The sequence below is a fragment of the Nonomuraea sp. 10N515B genome (assembly GCF_052245915.1).
Taxonomy (GTDB): Bacteria; Actinomycetota; Actinomycetes; order Streptosporangiales; family Streptosporangiaceae; genus Nonomuraea.
Genome location: NZ_JBQQBQ010000076.1, coordinates 11,259 through 25,325 on the forward strand (window position 1 = coordinate 11,259; position 14,067 = coordinate 25,325).

Sequence of the window (14,067 nt, forward strand, 5' to 3'; positions counted from 1 at the left end):
CTGCACCAGGCGATGCCCGCGCGCAGCCGCCTGCACGCCGAAGCGTTCACCATCTCTTCAGCCCGCAACTACTGGGAGTTCCCCGCGCCGCCGATCGACGCCGAGATCGTCCGCGCCGTCGGCAGCGCGATCAACCGGCAGCACCTCGTTCGCGTGGACTATACCGGTGACGGCGCACCCGTCACGCTCACGCTGGAGCCGCACGATCTCGTGGTCTGGGCCGTGATGCGGCTCTGCGATCTTGGCTCTGGCGATCTTTGTGTGGTGCCGTCACGGATCGTGAGCAAGTTCAGTGGGCGCAGAGGATGATTTTCCTGAGAAGGTCGAAGTTGGCTCGGCCGTAGCGGCTCCTCTTGAGCGCCTTGACTCTCGTCACATTGCCCTCCACCGCGCCTGAGCTGTGGGGCAGGGTGAGACCGTTGACGACGGCGTCCAGGTCGCGGCGGATGCCATGGGTGAAGGTGTGCAGGGCGGACAGGTCGTCGGCGTCGACGGCCGCCATCCACGCCTGCAGGTTCTCGGCCGTGCCGGTCAGCGTGGTCATCAGCTGAGCGAAGGCGGCGACATGGCTGGCGGTGGCGTCCAGGCGGGGACTGCGAGCGCGCAGTTCGATGAGTCTGGCCTGGTCGTCAGGGGTGAGCCGGTCGGGGCGGCTGGTGATCCATCGGGTGACCTCGCGGATGGTCGGGGCTGAGGATGGGGCGCGGGCTGCGGTGGCTGAGGATCGCAGCGGGTGTAGATAGCGGCGGACGGTCTGTGGGCTGCCCTGGTATCCCTGCGCTTGGATCTCGCGGGTGAGGCGGGCGGCGTCGGTGCAGCCGTCGTTGAACCGCTGGATCAGATAGGGCAGGTAGGGAGTGAGTAGGTCGGATCGTCCGGTCGCCTTGGTCAGCAGGTCCTCGACCGACGCGGCGCGGGCGAATCTGCGGGCGGTGGGCCGGGACAGCCGCAGCTTGCGTGCGATCGCCGAGATCGTCCAGTCCTTGGCGGCCAGTTCCTGCACCGCGATGTAGCGTTCACGAGTCCGGACGATGAGCCGGCATTCCTCGTCCGATGGCTGATCTGGCATCGGCTCTGGCGGGAGCGCGTTGTCGAGCTGCTGGTCGCCGGGTTCCTCGCGGGCGGGTTCAGCGTCATCGGCGTCGGGTTCACGCAGGTCGGCGCGGCAGGCGATGACGGTCTTCTCGACCGCGTCGCAGAGGTTCCGCCAGAGATGGAAGCGATCAGCAACTTGAGCCGCCTCGGGTGCCCCGGCGGTGGCGCCTGCCATAGGGTCCGGCCCGGTCTCTGCAGATCACCTGGACGCCGGGATGGTCGCGTAACCACTGCTCCAGGGCGTCGGCGGTCCGGTCGTCCAGCACATCGATGGGCTGGTGGGTGTCCATGTCGATCAGCACGGTGGCGTAAGAGTGCCCGCGCTTCTTGGAGAAATCGTCGACCCCGAGCACGGTGACCTGGCCGATCTCGGGATCGGGCAGGGCGCGGACCAAACCGATCAGCGTGTCCCGGCCGACGCGTACGCCGAGTCGCTCCAGCAGCCGGGAGGCGGCGCGCCCGGCCAGTGCCAGCGCCATCAGCTCCAGCAGCCGGCGCAGCAGTTTTGTGCGACGGGCGTAGCGCTGGGTGAGACCGGGCACCGGTTCGGCGAACGTCCGCACCGGGCACACCGGGTTCTGGCAGGTCAGACGGCGGACCGTGAGCGCGATCAGGACCGGGCGACCCGCAGCGGGCAGATCATGCAGCAGCCGGCGGTAGCGGCCATGCACCCGCGAGGAGGATGTGCCGCACGCCCGGCAGGCCGCCGGCCCTCCCTCGGTATGCGCCGTGACCAGCACGTAGTCACCGTGATCGGTCACCTCCTCGACGAGGAGTTCGGCCAGATGGGGGAAGAACATGCTCAGGCAGCAGGCATCGCCCGCCACCGCATGCTGCGCACAGGGCACAATGAACCTCGCGGCCGCTCAGGTGATGATCAAATTCTTGGTCGAACAAGATCCTCACGGAGCGGCCGCACCTATACGCGGCCAGTTACACGATTGCGATCAGCCCCTGCATCGACGTCCCGGCCACCGTCTGTGATGGCACCACACAAAGATCGCCAGAGCCCCGGTGTCGGTCAACCTGGCGATAGGTGGGTCGATTTCGCCAAGGCTCACCTGGTCAGAGTCGGACGACGGGCTCTTCGCCCGCGGCGGCGCGCAGGAAATCGGCATCACCGTGCCCTGGTCGCTCATGCAGGGCCTCGACACGTCGATGCGCCGACACGCCGACGACCCGCTGGCCCAGGGCCGGGCGCTGATGGCGCTGGTCGGTGACCTCGACGCGGCCGCGGACACGACGTACGGGGAGCTTCCCGCCGGTAACCATCCCGTCTTCGAACGACAGGACATCCCTGCCGCGTCCCCGGGCGGCAGGCGGAGGTCGACCTGCCGAGCCTGCACACGGCGGCTGGTACGACATCTTCTGCCAGGGCACGCTCGACAACTTCACGGCCGTGCCGGCGGCCGGCCGCCGGGTGGCGCGGTCGAAAGTGCAGTCAAACCCTGCCAGCGCTCACCCCAATTCTCCCGCCAGCCCTGCCTTCTTGACCATCCGCCCCACCGTGACGAGCGGTCGAACCGCCGAGCGATTACCAGGCCGGTAGGAAGCGAGCCGTCTTCCTCGGCGTCGTGAGCCGAACCGGGCATCCGATAACAGTGCGCGTGCAGTTGCCGGCGCAACGGCGTCACCAGGCGGGTGAAGGCGGCATCGTCCCCGGCGCGCGCCCGGGTCAGGTCGAGATCCTCCGCATCCTGGGCTGCCGTTTCCGCGGCCGGTGCGGAAAACACGTCACTCACAAGCGACGATTCTGCCCCACGGCGACAGTCCTACCGATGAACGCACATCAATCACCCGCTACGAACAGGAGCGGCATGAACACCGTGAAATCGGCCGACGGCACTCCCATCGTCTTCGATCGGCTCGGGGATGGCCCGCCGGTCGTCCTGGTGGCCGCGGCGCTCTGCGACCGTTCAGCCACGCGCGCCCTGGCCGAGGAACTGGCGCGCACCTTCACAGTGATCAACTACGACCGGCGGGGACGAGGCGACAGCGGCGACACCGCACCGTATGCGGTCCAGCGCGAGATCGAAGATCTGGCGGCGCTCATCACCGAGGCCGGAGGGGCGGCGGCGGTGTACGGCCATTCCTCCGGAGCGGCCCTCGCGCTGCACGCCGCTGCGCACGGCCTGCCCATCACCAGGCTTGTCCTCCATGAGCCCCCCTTCTCCCTGCAGGAGGACCAAGAAGAACGCGACAGGACGCAAGCCCAGCTCGCCACCATCACTGCAATGCTCGCCCAGGACCGCCGCGCCGAGGCGGTCACGGCGTTCCTGGCCCCCACAGGGCTGCCGCCCGAGCTGATCGAGCACATGAGCTATGACCCCGCGACACAGGCGAACGCGCACACTCTTCCCCACGACCCGTTTGAGGTCCTGAGCCAAACCAGCAGAGCAGGCCGCACACCGATCGAGCAGGCGAGCGGCGTCGCCATCCCGACACTGGTCCTGTGCGGCAGCGCGAGCGCTGAGTGGATGGTCGAGGCGGGCCAGCAGATCGTAGACGCCATGCCGCATGGGCAATACCAGGTCCTCCAGGGGCAGGGTCATGTCGTCCCCGCCGAGATCCTCGCACCCGTACTGACCGACTACCTGGGCCACGATGCACAGCGGTAGCCCGCCCATCCCACCTCAGCCAGAGAAGGACGCTGACGAGCGAGGGCTCGCCGTTCGCGGGGAAGCTCGCGGCGCTCATCGGGCACCGGGGCGGTCGCGTCGCGGCAGCCGCCCGGCGACCAGGTCGTAGGAATCCTCGACCGCGTCGATGATCAGCCGCTCGGTGATGCCGGGTCCCGGCCCCAGTGAGATCCAGTGGCGTTTGTCGAGATAGCGGCCCGGTGTGATCGAGGCGTAGCCGCGTTCTTGCGCGCGGGCGTGTTCGGGGTCGCACTTGACCGTGATGATCTGTTCGTCCGGGTCGTCGGTGACGATCAGGAACACCTTGCCCGCGACCTTGTACACGTCGAGTCCCGGGGTGAAGGGGTATCCGTGGCTGACGTCGGGGAGGGTCAGGGCCGCCTGGCGGGCGGTGTCCTGGAGCCGGTCACCGGCCGCGTTCACCGGGCCGCCCGCGTGCCGGTGCCGTAGGTGTGCGGGTCGACAGGCCGCTCGGCCTTGGGCAGGTGGGCGACGACGAGCCGGTAGGAGTCGGTGACGAGCTCCCTGACGAGCTCCCTGTCGACGCCTTCTCCGCTCTCCAGTGTGATCCAGTGCTTCTTGTTCATGTGGTAGCCGGGGGTGATGTGGCTGTATTGCTCCCGCAGGGCGTGGGCCTCGCCGGGGTCCGCCTTGAGGATCACGACGGGCCGACCCGGGACTTCGGTCATCAGCATGAACACCTTGCCGCGTACCTTGTAGACCTCCCAGGCGGGGCCGAAGGGGTGCTCCAGCTGGGCTCCGGGGAGTTCCTCCGCGCAGTCGGCGGCGGTCTTGTGCAGGGCCGATCCGTTCATGGGTGGTGAGCCTTCTCAGGTGGTGACGGACTGTGGCATCGAAGGAGGCGGAGGGCGCGCCGCGCAGGCGCGGTGGCACGTCCCATCCTTCCGTCGAAGCCGACCAGAAGGGCGGTAGGCTGCGGACATGTGATGGTCGACAAGCGACACTCCGGGCCGAGCAGGCAGGCCGGACCAGCTGCGGTTCCGCTGTACGGTTTCCAGCCTCCGGTCGGTACTCCCTACGGCCTTGAGGTGAGTACCGTCGAGGACTTCTTCGCCCAGCACGACGACTGGCCGTGGAACCCGCCCCGTCCGGGCCGTGCCACCTTCCACTACCTCATCGCGATCACCGAGGGTGAGCTGCGACACGACGTCGACCACGTCACGCGGACCGTCGCCCCCGGCCAGTGGCTGTGGGTGCGTCCCGGGCACGCACAGTGCTGGCATCCGCCCGGCGCGGCCCGCGGCCCGTTCATCCTGTTCGAACCGGACGTGCTGCGGCCCGACCTCGCCCGGCTCCTGGCCCCGCTCACCGCGCACGAGGCCCCTGCCGTGCTCAGCCCGCACCCCGACGACACCGCCTGGCTCCAGCAGACGGCGCTCCAACTCCTGGACGAACACCGCGCACTGGGGCGCCGCCCCCTCAGCATCCACCACGCCCTGCGGCGCAGCCTGCTCGAATCGCTGCTGCTGCGCCTGGCCAACTCCCCGGACATCGCCCCCATCGGCACGGCCACGGCCGGCACCGGCCGCGCCGACAGGTACCGGCGCTTCCTGGACGCCTTGGAGCTGCACTTTCGCGAACTGCACCAAGCCGCGGACTACGCCGAGTTGCTCGGCTGCTCGGTCCGCACCCTCAGCCGCGCCGCCCGGGACGTCACCGGCAAGGGAGTACGCGAACTCATCGACGAGCGGCGCCTCCTGGAAGCCCGGCGCCTGCTGGGAAGTGCCCGGTGGGACGCCCGGACTGTGGCCGTCCACCTCGGCTTCACCGATCCCGCGAACTTCGGCCGCTTCTTCCGCGACCGCACCGGTCTCACCCCGGCCGCCTTCGCGGCCCGAGAAGTGAGGACCGACGCGTGACGGAAACGCGGCGGAGGCCCCTTGCCCGTCAGGAGGCGATGGCTCCCGTCGCGGTCTTCGTGAACGCCCAGTTGGAGTGCACGATGTGCCACTCGCCGTCGATCAGCCGGTACGCCTCGGTGGCGTTCCAGGCGCGCCGTTGCCGTTCGTTGCCGTTGTCGTCGAGGACGTAGGTGTTCAGGTTGTAGGCCAGGACCGCGAAGTCACCGCTGTCGGCGACGCTCACCGCCGGGTTGAGGTACTCACTGCGCACGATGTGCGGGTTCGAGTAGGTCGACTCGAGGTGTGCGATGACCTTGTCGCGTCCCACTCGGAGCGGCCACCCATTCGCGACCGATTTGGTACGCCAGCCAGCGCCTCGGCTGCCGACACGACATCGGACACCAATGATCAGCGCGAAGGGCTTCAAGGTACGACAGTGCACCATCCGACACTTCAGACCAATCCCGGCGATTCGGTTGCTGCGGTAGGTAGAGCGACGTCCAATGGGCCTCACGTCTTGGTCTCAAACTTGATCGTCGCACCCGAAGGAGTCACGAATGACCCGGGAGCAAGTGGAGCAGGCGTTACGCCGAGCCGAGGAACTCACCGATCAGGCCAGGCCCGGTCTCGACCGCGCGGTCGCGCTCATGGCGCAGAACATCTGGACCGGCCCGGCCGCTCAACGCTTCGCCGACGAACTGGCCGCTCAGCGCCAAGCCCTGCTCGGGGCATGCGCCGGTGCGGTAGACGAACTCCGGGCGTTGTTAGCCCGTACCCCAGCCGACAGCCCCGGCTAAGCCATGGGCCAGTTGGAGGGCATGGTCCCCGAGGGAGTCCGCAGCCTGAAGGACGCACTGCGCCAGGCTGAATCGTCGCTGGACTCCATCGGCGAGGAGTTATGGAACTTACTGAGCCGGGCGTGGCTGTTGCCCACCTCGGCCGACACGATCCGTCGAGTAGCGGCGTGGGCCGGAACCCAAGGCCCTGAGATCAATAAGCGGCTGGTGCTCCTAGAGCGTATGGAGCTGGAGAAGCCGGAGCTCTTCGGCGCAGGCAAGCCGCCGATCTCTGTCGACGACTCTTACTTCGCCCCCGGGGCGGTTCTCCCCACGACCGGCGGCTTCTGGGACCGTGTCGGCCAGCAGATACAGGCCACCTTCGATCCGAACCTGAACTCCGGCGACGGGCTTACGGAAGCGGCGAAGGGCGCGGTGGAGAGCGTGGCCGGCTTGGGGAAGATGGTGATCGACTTCTCTCCTAACCGGGCAATCGTCGACTTCTGGGGCTGGCAACGCAGCATGAGCGATCTGGCTCAGTCCTTCATCTACGGTGTCCAGAACCCCACTGAGTTCTTCAAGTCGGCGCTGGACTGGGATACGTGGACGTCCAATCCCGAGCGGGCGTTCGGCCGCTTGATCCCGGACATTGTGGCCGCCATCACCACGGGCGGCTCCAGCGGCGCAGTCTCTGGCGCCACCAAGGCGATGGGAGCTCTGGGCAAGGCAGCCAAGAACGTGATAAACCCCAAGCCAAGGGCCGGCCTCTCACCTTACGGGCAGCGCTTCGAACTTAAGGGGAAGGAGGTGCCACCGTTGTTCCGGGGAGACGGCCGGACATTGAACAGAATCTTCGAGAACGGTATGACTGCACGCAACCCGGACATGAGCATCGAAGATCACCTCTCCGGCGAGAACGGCCTGATCGCCGCTTCGAAGAGCAAGATGGTGTCCAGAGGGTTCGCAATCAGGAACAAGGGATACATCTTTGAAATCGATGACCGCGGAAACGGCATGGAGGTGAAATACGGCCCGGGCTTCAAACACCTCATAGGCGAGCAGGAGGTTGTGTTCAAACGGATCGAGCCATCGCAGATCAGAGGAGCCTGGAAGCCGGGTAAGTACGGGAGTGCCGACGACGTCTGGATCCCGAACCCTAACTACGTGCCGAGGTGAGCATGCATAATCTCGAATTGGTCAATCTGGCCGACGAATCTCTTCAGCCCTGCCAGGTGACGACGCATACCGATGGGGAGAGGTACGAGCTACGGCTGAATCGAGCGAATGCTTCGCCTATCGCAATCCATTCGTCGATCGACTTCGAAGATGCCTTGAGACAGCTGAGAACAGAGCTAGAACAACAGGACCTACTGCTGCTCTGTAACAGATTCCGCCGCAATGCATTCGTCTCCTCGATGGCACGTCAAATGAGTGACGGCCTGGGGTGCTATCTCGTCGTTGCAGGGCAGCCCGTATCACCTGAATTGATTGTCGAGAGTCTCGCGCCCGCGCCTAGGAAGGATGTCGTACTCGCCGACGAGGCGAAGAAGTTCATCGATGATTGGATCGCCAGCTTCGATTAGGCGATCGAGATTTTTTGCATTCGTGCGTGCATGCGGCTCCAGCCATAGCTGAAGCCATATGCATAGGCCCCGGCAAGAATTTCGATACTACTCGTAGAGCTGGTGGCAGGCTTGGTTACGAATGCGAAACTCGGGGCGGGAAGGCGGAAACAACTCGTCGCACTTTGCGGCGATCAATGAGACTGGCTGCTTCCTTCCGTTATCTCTTGGCTCTTGGCTTCTGGTTGAGGTCGCCCGATCAGTGGGAATTGCGGTCTTCCTGCGCGGCGGCGCGGGTACGTTCTTATGAGGCTGGCGCGGCACAGCCCACGCCGACGCCGCCGATCGCTGACGGTTCTCTGGCGATGTCGCCTCGCGCTTCGCCACCTCAGGACTTGAGCGTGGCGTCGCCGTAGGCAGCGCCCGGGGTGCGGGTCTGGGCGTCGACGGCGAGGGAAGCACGACGGAGCGCCCAGTAGTGCTCAGGCGAGCGGCACCGAGGCGACCGTCGTTCGAGGTGAGGCGCTGTCAGTGCCCCATGTACTCGACCAGATTCCGCAGCCTACGCACGCCAGGAAGCCTGCGATAAGCGCCGGCCGGGTCAGACGATCCCGGTTTCGCATGGTCGACCTCTTTGGCGGGGCTGGGGTTGAGTACCTTCGCCAGGAAAGGGCGTCCGGCGCTGTGTGGAGCCGTGGCCGAAGCGGCATGCCGCACGGTGGTCGCCGCAGCGGGCGGAGCTCTTCCGGTGACGGGGCGGAGTGGTCGTGGTCTTCGTGCATGGTCCTCCTCTCTCGCTGCGCGTGCATGCCAAAGTGGCGCAGCGTAACGGCGTTTGGCGGGAATGACGCCGCGTGGCGAGCCGCGCGAAGTGAATCGGCCCCGGTCGAGCCGGGGCCGAAGGTGGTAAAGCGAGCTATGTGTCCAAGGCGTTATTAATCTTGCCGTTGATGTGATCTTGCTGGCCGTCGATGCACTTGGCGTACACCCTCAGCAAGACGTCAACGCTGTGACCGGCGCGTTTGGCGACCTCGGGGGCCGGGACGCCCGCGTTCAGCCAGAGCGAAACCGCCGCGTGGCGCCGTACGGCCTGGCGGCAGCGACAACGCGATCTGTTCCGGGGTGAAGGCAAGTTTGCGGGCTTCCTGCCAGACGTAGGAGTAAGCCGAGCTGGAGTAGGAGCCGCCTCCTCCGGCCGGAGGGCGGCGTAGTAGATGCAGGCGAACAGCGCCTTGAGCCGAACACCTCGCTTGCGGCCCACCTGGGGGACGGCGTCGAGGAGTTGCCGTGCTTGGGCCGGGTTGACCACCGTGCGAGGATCGACGACCGTGACAGCCTTGGGCGCCGTCCATTTGATCTCGTCCAGTGGGTTGCTGCTGAACACCTTCTGCTCGACCGCGTGCTCCAGCAGGTGATGCAGGATGGCGCGCTTGCGCCGTACCGTCTTCGCCCTTGCTGGAGCACCGGCGAAGGTGACCGAGATGGCGTCGAGAGCCGTACGGAGGATGTGCGCCTCCCCCAGCGCCGACAGCGGACCCTTCGCACGTTACTCAGAGGCGGTCGGCCAGCCGACGTCTTCGAAGGCTTGCTCGCCCCAGCGCCGTACGACGGGGAATCTCGCCAGATACGGCTCGTTCACGATCGATTCGTTGAGTGAGCTGAGGAAGTCGAGGACATCGGCGCGGTAGTCGGGTGAGAGGCGGTCTCGATCGGCGGCGAGTTGGCGCAGGACCCTCGCCAGATATACGTTGCGGCTCACCGTGTCGCCCTCCTCCCGGCTGCGGAGGATGACCAGGAAGCAGTCTTCGTACGCCTGCTGGAGATCGTCGCCCCCGGTGGGACGGCTGGAGGCGAGCCACACTCTGGTGATGGCGTTCGTGACGGACAGCGCCCGACCCGGAGAGAGAACGCCGAACGCGCTCGTGGCTTCCACGTCATCCGGTCCCTCGCTGTCGACGCCGTCCAACTCGCGGGTGATCGCCTCCAGTGCGTGCCAGGCGATGTCCTGCCCCAGGTCGCCGGTGAAATGACTCTCCCGGAGCAGGTGCTGGGTCCGGACCACATGCCAGCCCTCCCATTCCCTGCTGATGGCGTACGTCGAGCCGTAGAAGGTCCAGTAGGGGTCGAGTTCGGGAGCGCTCCAGACCTGGTCCGGCGCCATGTCGATGGACACGTCGCGATCGTTCCTGTACCAGGTCCGCTCCAAGGAGAGGATGGCAGCCAGATTCCTCCAGGCTTCGGCGCTGAACTGGGATCTCCAGAGCAACGCACGGCGCCGCCATGATGATGCCGGGTAGGGCGCGCGGGGGAACAGCTCTCGGCCGGTCACGGGACCGCTGATCATCGCGATCAATAACAGCACATTGCCGGAATAGGCGGCATGGCGCGCCGGCAAGGTGAACTGAGCCGGCTGGTAGCTGTCATGGCTGGTGTCCATGGGGCTTTCGAGAGCTCCATGGAAGATGGTGAGCAGCAGGCTCCGCAGCGATCGGCGTTGATCATCGGTGAACTGCCCGGTGAGTACGGTGAGGAAGTCGACGATCTGCCCACGAGTGGTCAGAGGCGCGAAGGACAGCAGCGCCCGTACGAAACCGTCGTCGACCGAACGCCTGCTCCGCGCCGCGGTCGCTGCGGCCAGGTCGGCCAGCTCGCGAAGGGTCAACCTGGCGACGAGGAACTCGCCGAACGTCGCGTGCAGGAATTCACAGGTGGTGAGGCCGCCGTCCTTTCGGAGCGCCTGAGCTTGGTGGATGAAGAAGAAGCGGCTGATGACCTGCTGGGCGGGCGTCGGCGGAGCGTGGAAGTCCGCCAAGCGATGCTCGCTCGGAGACTCTCTGAGGAGGGCGGTGAGGTCGGCGGTGAGCTCATCGTCGGTAACCCACTGGCGGCCCCGGTTGAACATGGCGAAACCGGCGATGGACAGGCGCAGCAGTTCCTGCTCGACGGCGTCCTGCAGCGGTCCGCCCGCCAGCTCCGGCCTGGTCTTGTGGATCTCGCGTTCGGCGAAGCGCCGCAGGATCCGTTCGTACAGGTCGGCCTCGTTCAGTCGCTGTCCGGGCTGCTGCAGGGCGTTGTCGGCGGCGTCGTAGAGGGCGAGCATCAGCAGGAGGAGCGGCTGCCCCGCAAGGGTCGGCTGGCGCAGCGCCGCGTCCCGGGGCAGCGGCCTCAGTCCGCGGGCCGCCAGGCTCGAGGAGTTGTGGTCGTTCCAGACCGTGAGCCACTGTTCGACCTGCTGATCGCTGAACGGCTCGAGCTTGATGGCGGTCGCTCCTCCGCGCGGGATACGCGCTCGGTCAGCGACCGCGATCCGGCTGGTGACGATGACGGCGGCCGGGCGTCCCTGGTCGGCTTCGCGTTCCTGAAAGCGCGCGACCTGCTCCAGGTAGTCCGTCTGGCCGATGCCGGTGGCCTGGAGCAGTTCGTCGAACCCGTCCAGCAGGACGACCGGGAGGGCGCCTCCGGCCGTTCGGGCCAGCGCCGGCCAGGTCAGGGTTTCGCCGGTCTCGTCCCTGATCGCATACTCGATCTGAGACTGCAGGTCGGTGTCGGCCGGTACGTCGCGCAACGCCACACGTACGGTCAGGAAGTCGGCGGCGGGCAGGCGGGCCGCCAGCGCCTGAGTGAGCACCGACTTGCCCGAACCGGGCTGGCCCAGCACGATCAACGGGCCACAGGTGGCACTGATCGACGTCAAGTAGCCGATCAGGAATCCTTGCAGGTCGTCCCGGACCGGATGCTGGTCCCACCATTGCTCCTGATCGAGCGGGGAAGCATGGGTGACCTCTGCGGCCCGGAAGCTGGGGTTCACGTACGCCGCCGCCAGCGACGGAATGGCCAGCCCCTCCGGCACGTCGTCGGTGGCCAGGATCGGCCGGTCCAGGACGCGCTGGTAGCGCCTGGTCAGCGCGAGACGCCTGTGGTCGGCGACCGCCGTGCCTGCGGCGATGTCGCCGAGGACTCGTCCCAGCCCCTCCAGCCCCGCATGCAGCCGCAGCAATTGCTCGTGGGTGGCGCTGTGGTGGAGCCGGTTCGCCCAGAACGCCACCTCGGGGAACTCTCCGGCCAGGCGTCGCAGGTGCTCCTCGTAACGCCGTATCGCCGCATCGGGTACATCGATCGTGAGATGACGCTCCATCTCCTCCACGGAGCCGAGCCGGGTCCAGGCGTCCGTCTCTCGAAGGTACGCGATGAGACGCTCACTCAAGGAGGCGTAGAACTCGCGCAGAACCGCATGCATGGTGTGTTCGCCGGCTTTCAGCGGTTCACCTGGGATATCGCTGTCGAGCAGCACTCCGACGAGGTCACGCAGCCGGTTCGAGGAGGGCTGCGTACTGCCTACGACGGTCACCTGCGCCGCTTTGTCCAGCCGTAGCTCAGCGGGAGTGACAGCGCTCAACGCCTCGAAGAAGCCGGTGAGCACGATCACTTTGTGGGCGGCGGTGAGCCGCTCGGTCCTGTCGAAGCGGCCGAAACCACGTAATCGGTCGCCTAGGCCGCTCACGAGCTCGCCGCTGAGCCGTGCCAGTTCTCCCTTGGCGTCGAAGAGGCTGAGCACGAACTCGGAGCCGCCGCCGGTGGCCGCCAGCAGCACACCGCCGGTCAGCCTGTCCAATGCGGCCACCAACCCGGTGTTGGAACCGCCCAGGAGCTTCACGGCGTCGGCGTAGCTCAGACCGTTTGGCACCGAAGCCTCCCTCGCCCTTCGCGTGTGCCATCATGCTCGCGGACTCTGCGGGGTTCGTACAGAGGGTGGCTTCGCGCATTGCAGGGATGAGGTTATACAGGTCAGCAGCACTCTGCATGATCGCTGGGGATCAACATCGGGCGGGCGGGCGCCAGGCCAAGCATCAAGCCGACGTCAGCGAGTTAGCCCCAAAATCCGACCCCCTTGGCCTAGTCCCCCAGGACGGCCTTGTCAGGGTCGAGCTGCGCTTCGTGCAGCCACACCCCGCACAGATCCCAGCTCGCCGCAGCGACCAGGTCAGGGGCGCCGACGCGTTGAGCGGCGACAAGCTCACGTTGCACGGCGGCCCAACCCAGGTCGTGATGCCCCAGGAGGTTGGACGACACCCGCGCCATGTGGCAGGCCCGCAGCATCAACGCTTCGGCTCGATCGCGATCGGCCGACGAGTCGTTGGTGATGGCGATGAGATCGGTAAGGATGCTGGGCAGCCCCTCTCCCAGCGCGGTGAACTTGGCGTCCTGGCGAAGCTGCTCGCTGGCCTTGCCATCGACGTCCCCGTCCGCACCTCGAACGCCGCCCTCGGCGAGGATCAGTCTCGACAAGGCGGACGTTCGCCTCAAGCTCCTGCAGCGACCTTAGCCGTAAACTGACACCGCATTTACTAAGAGAGGCGTCGCCGGCTTCACCGGTTGCATGGAGCCGGCGACGCGAGCCTCAACTGAGCGGTGGACCCATGAAGTGGGCGAACTCGGCAACACTCATGGCTGGGAGCGGCCTGGCGATGGTGAAGCCGATATGAGGCCCGGCTGGCCGCTTGTGATCGACCGGAAAGGCAGCGCCTGCGATGCGTTCCAGTATGGTGATGCAGGCATCCTCGTGCCGGGAAACGGCGCCCCGACTCTGTCCCGAACCCCTCTCGGACGGCTGCTGTGTCTCGACCATGAGTGGGCTGAAGTCCAGGTCATGTAGGTAGTCGTCGACCGCCCCGGTATTCCAGCCGCACCGGGCGTCCGGGTCGGCCTTGTCGAAGTCGTCAGGGTCGAACCCGACCTCCAGTCTCCCGTTGGCGGCGTAGGCGAAGTACGCGAATAATGCCCCCGCCGAGCGCCACGGATCCATCCTGGAGCGGGTTTTCGACCACGGGGCGATCGAGAGTCCCCACGTCAAGCAGACGGCCAGGTGGCCATCGCGGGACAGGGCCCTCATGACCTCTTGGCGGGCACATAGGTCGCTGTAGTAGGGATGTGTGACCAGGATCCCATCGCCCCAGCGGAGGATGGTGACGGTGCTCTCGTTGTAAGCCTCCGGCATCCGGTAGTCCACCGTCAGAGGGACTGCACCGATCAGTGACGCGGCAGTCCCGATGTCGTCGTGGGTGGTGAACACGGTGCAGAAATCCGAAACTGTGGAATAGAGCATTGTCACGTGTTCCACTCCCCCTGGGCCGTA

General features: G+C 66.5%; 15 protein-coding genes. 6 read left to right on the forward strand and 9 right to left on the reverse strand.

Annotated features, from left to right (window positions below; all coding sequences use genetic code 11):
- The first annotated feature begins 12 nt into the window (after positions 1–12).
- Positions 13–309, forward strand: coding sequence for a hypothetical protein (locus ACTWQA_RS51500; RefSeq protein WP_443166169.1), 297 nt, complete (start codon positions 13–15; stop codon positions 307–309).
- On the opposite strand, the gene ACTWQA_RS51505 is transcribed toward ACTWQA_RS51500, so the two are convergent.
- The 3 genes from ACTWQA_RS51505 to ACTWQA_RS51515 all read right to left on the reverse strand — a co-directional run bounded on the left by ACTWQA_RS51505 (position 290) and on the right by ACTWQA_RS51515 (position 2,837).
- Positions 290–1,270, reverse strand: coding sequence for a transposase (locus ACTWQA_RS51505; RefSeq protein WP_443166138.1), 981 nt, complete (start codon positions 1,268–1,270; stop codon positions 290–292). The two genes, ACTWQA_RS51500 and ACTWQA_RS51505, sit on opposite strands and share 20 nt — an antisense overlap.
- Positions 1,224–1,895: an ISL3 family transposase gene (locus ACTWQA_RS51510; protein WP_443166139.1), complete on the reverse strand. Its 672-nt coding sequence runs from the start codon at positions 1,893–1,895 to the stop codon at positions 1,224–1,226. Before ACTWQA_RS51510 ends, ACTWQA_RS51505 begins: the two co-directional genes overlap by 47 nt.
- Before the next feature lie 591 nt (positions 1,896–2,486).
- Complete coding sequence (locus ACTWQA_RS51515; protein ID WP_443166140.1) at positions 2,487–2,837, reverse strand: hypothetical protein; 351 nt, start codon at positions 2,835–2,837, stop codon at positions 2,487–2,489.
- Between the two features lie 75 nt (positions 2,838–2,912).
- Here ACTWQA_RS51515 and ACTWQA_RS51520 point away from each other — a divergent pair, with 75 nt between their 5' ends.
- Positions 2,913–3,713, forward strand: a complete 801-nt coding sequence (locus tag ACTWQA_RS51520) for an alpha/beta fold hydrolase (protein WP_443166141.1) — start codon at positions 2,913–2,915, stop codon at positions 3,711–3,713.
- A gap of 75 nt (positions 3,714–3,788) precedes the next feature.
- Here the strand turns inward: ACTWQA_RS51520 and ACTWQA_RS51525 are convergent, their stop codons facing one another.
- Both ACTWQA_RS51525 and ACTWQA_RS51530 read right to left on the reverse strand, forming a co-directional pair.
- Positions 3,789–4,157 carry an MmcQ/YjbR family DNA-binding protein gene (locus tag ACTWQA_RS51525; protein WP_443166142.1) on the reverse strand — a complete coding sequence of 123 codons (369 nt, stop codon included), beginning with the start codon at positions 4,155–4,157 and terminating at the stop codon, positions 3,789–3,791.
- A complete protein-coding gene (locus tag ACTWQA_RS51530; protein ID WP_443166143.1) occupies positions 4,154–4,549 on the reverse strand; it encodes an MmcQ/YjbR family DNA-binding protein in 396 nt (131 codons plus the stop codon). Before ACTWQA_RS51530 ends, ACTWQA_RS51525 begins: the two co-directional genes overlap by 4 nt.
- Positions 4,550–4,783: 234 nt before the next feature.
- Between ACTWQA_RS51530 and ACTWQA_RS51535 the strand changes: the two genes are divergently transcribed.
- The gene (locus ACTWQA_RS51535) at positions 4,784–5,614 is read left to right on the forward strand and encodes a helix-turn-helix domain-containing protein (RefSeq protein WP_443166144.1); all 831 of its coding nucleotides are present in this window, start codon (positions 4,784–4,786) and stop codon (positions 5,612–5,614) included.
- A gap of 28 nt (positions 5,615–5,642) precedes the next feature.
- Here ACTWQA_RS51535 and ACTWQA_RS51540 read toward each other — a convergent pair whose 3' ends face one another.
- A complete protein-coding gene (locus ACTWQA_RS51540) occupies positions 5,643–6,041 on the reverse strand; it encodes a nuclear transport factor 2 family protein (protein WP_443166145.1) in 399 nt (132 codons plus the stop codon).
- A gap of 112 nt (positions 6,042–6,153) precedes the next feature.
- Between ACTWQA_RS51540 and ACTWQA_RS51545 the strand changes: the two genes are divergently transcribed.
- The 3 genes from ACTWQA_RS51545 to ACTWQA_RS51555 are packed head-to-tail and all read left to right on the forward strand — an operon-like array spanning position 6,154 to position 7,955.
- Positions 6,154–6,393, forward strand: coding sequence for a hypothetical protein (locus ACTWQA_RS51545; RefSeq protein ID WP_443166146.1), 240 nt, complete (start codon positions 6,154–6,156; stop codon positions 6,391–6,393).
- 3 nt (positions 6,394–6,396) lie between these two features.
- A complete protein-coding gene (locus ACTWQA_RS51550) occupies positions 6,397–7,548 on the forward strand; it encodes a scabin-related ADP-ribosyltransferase (protein WP_443166147.1) in 1,152 nt (383 codons plus the stop codon).
- A 2-nt stretch (positions 7,549–7,550) separates the two neighbouring features.
- Complete coding sequence (locus ACTWQA_RS51555; protein ID WP_443166148.1) at positions 7,551–7,955, forward strand: hypothetical protein; 405 nt, start codon at positions 7,551–7,553, stop codon at positions 7,953–7,955.
- 1,525 nt (positions 7,956–9,480) lie between these two features.
- Here ACTWQA_RS51555 and ACTWQA_RS51560 read toward each other — a convergent pair.
- From ACTWQA_RS51560 to ACTWQA_RS51570, 3 genes are all read right to left on the reverse strand, one after another.
- A complete protein-coding gene (locus ACTWQA_RS51560) occupies positions 9,481–12,618 on the reverse strand; it encodes an NACHT domain-containing protein (RefSeq protein WP_443166149.1) in 3,138 nt (1,045 codons plus the stop codon).
- A 209-nt stretch (positions 12,619–12,827) separates the two neighbouring features.
- A complete protein-coding gene (locus tag ACTWQA_RS51565) occupies positions 12,828–13,220 on the reverse strand; it encodes a hypothetical protein (RefSeq protein WP_443166150.1) in 393 nt (130 codons plus the stop codon).
- A gap of 112 nt (positions 13,221–13,332) precedes the next feature.
- Entirely contained in the window at positions 13,333–14,043 is a 711-nt protein-coding gene (locus ACTWQA_RS51570) for a hypothetical protein (protein ID WP_443166151.1), read from the reverse strand.
- Positions 14,044–14,067: the final 24 nt, after the last annotated feature.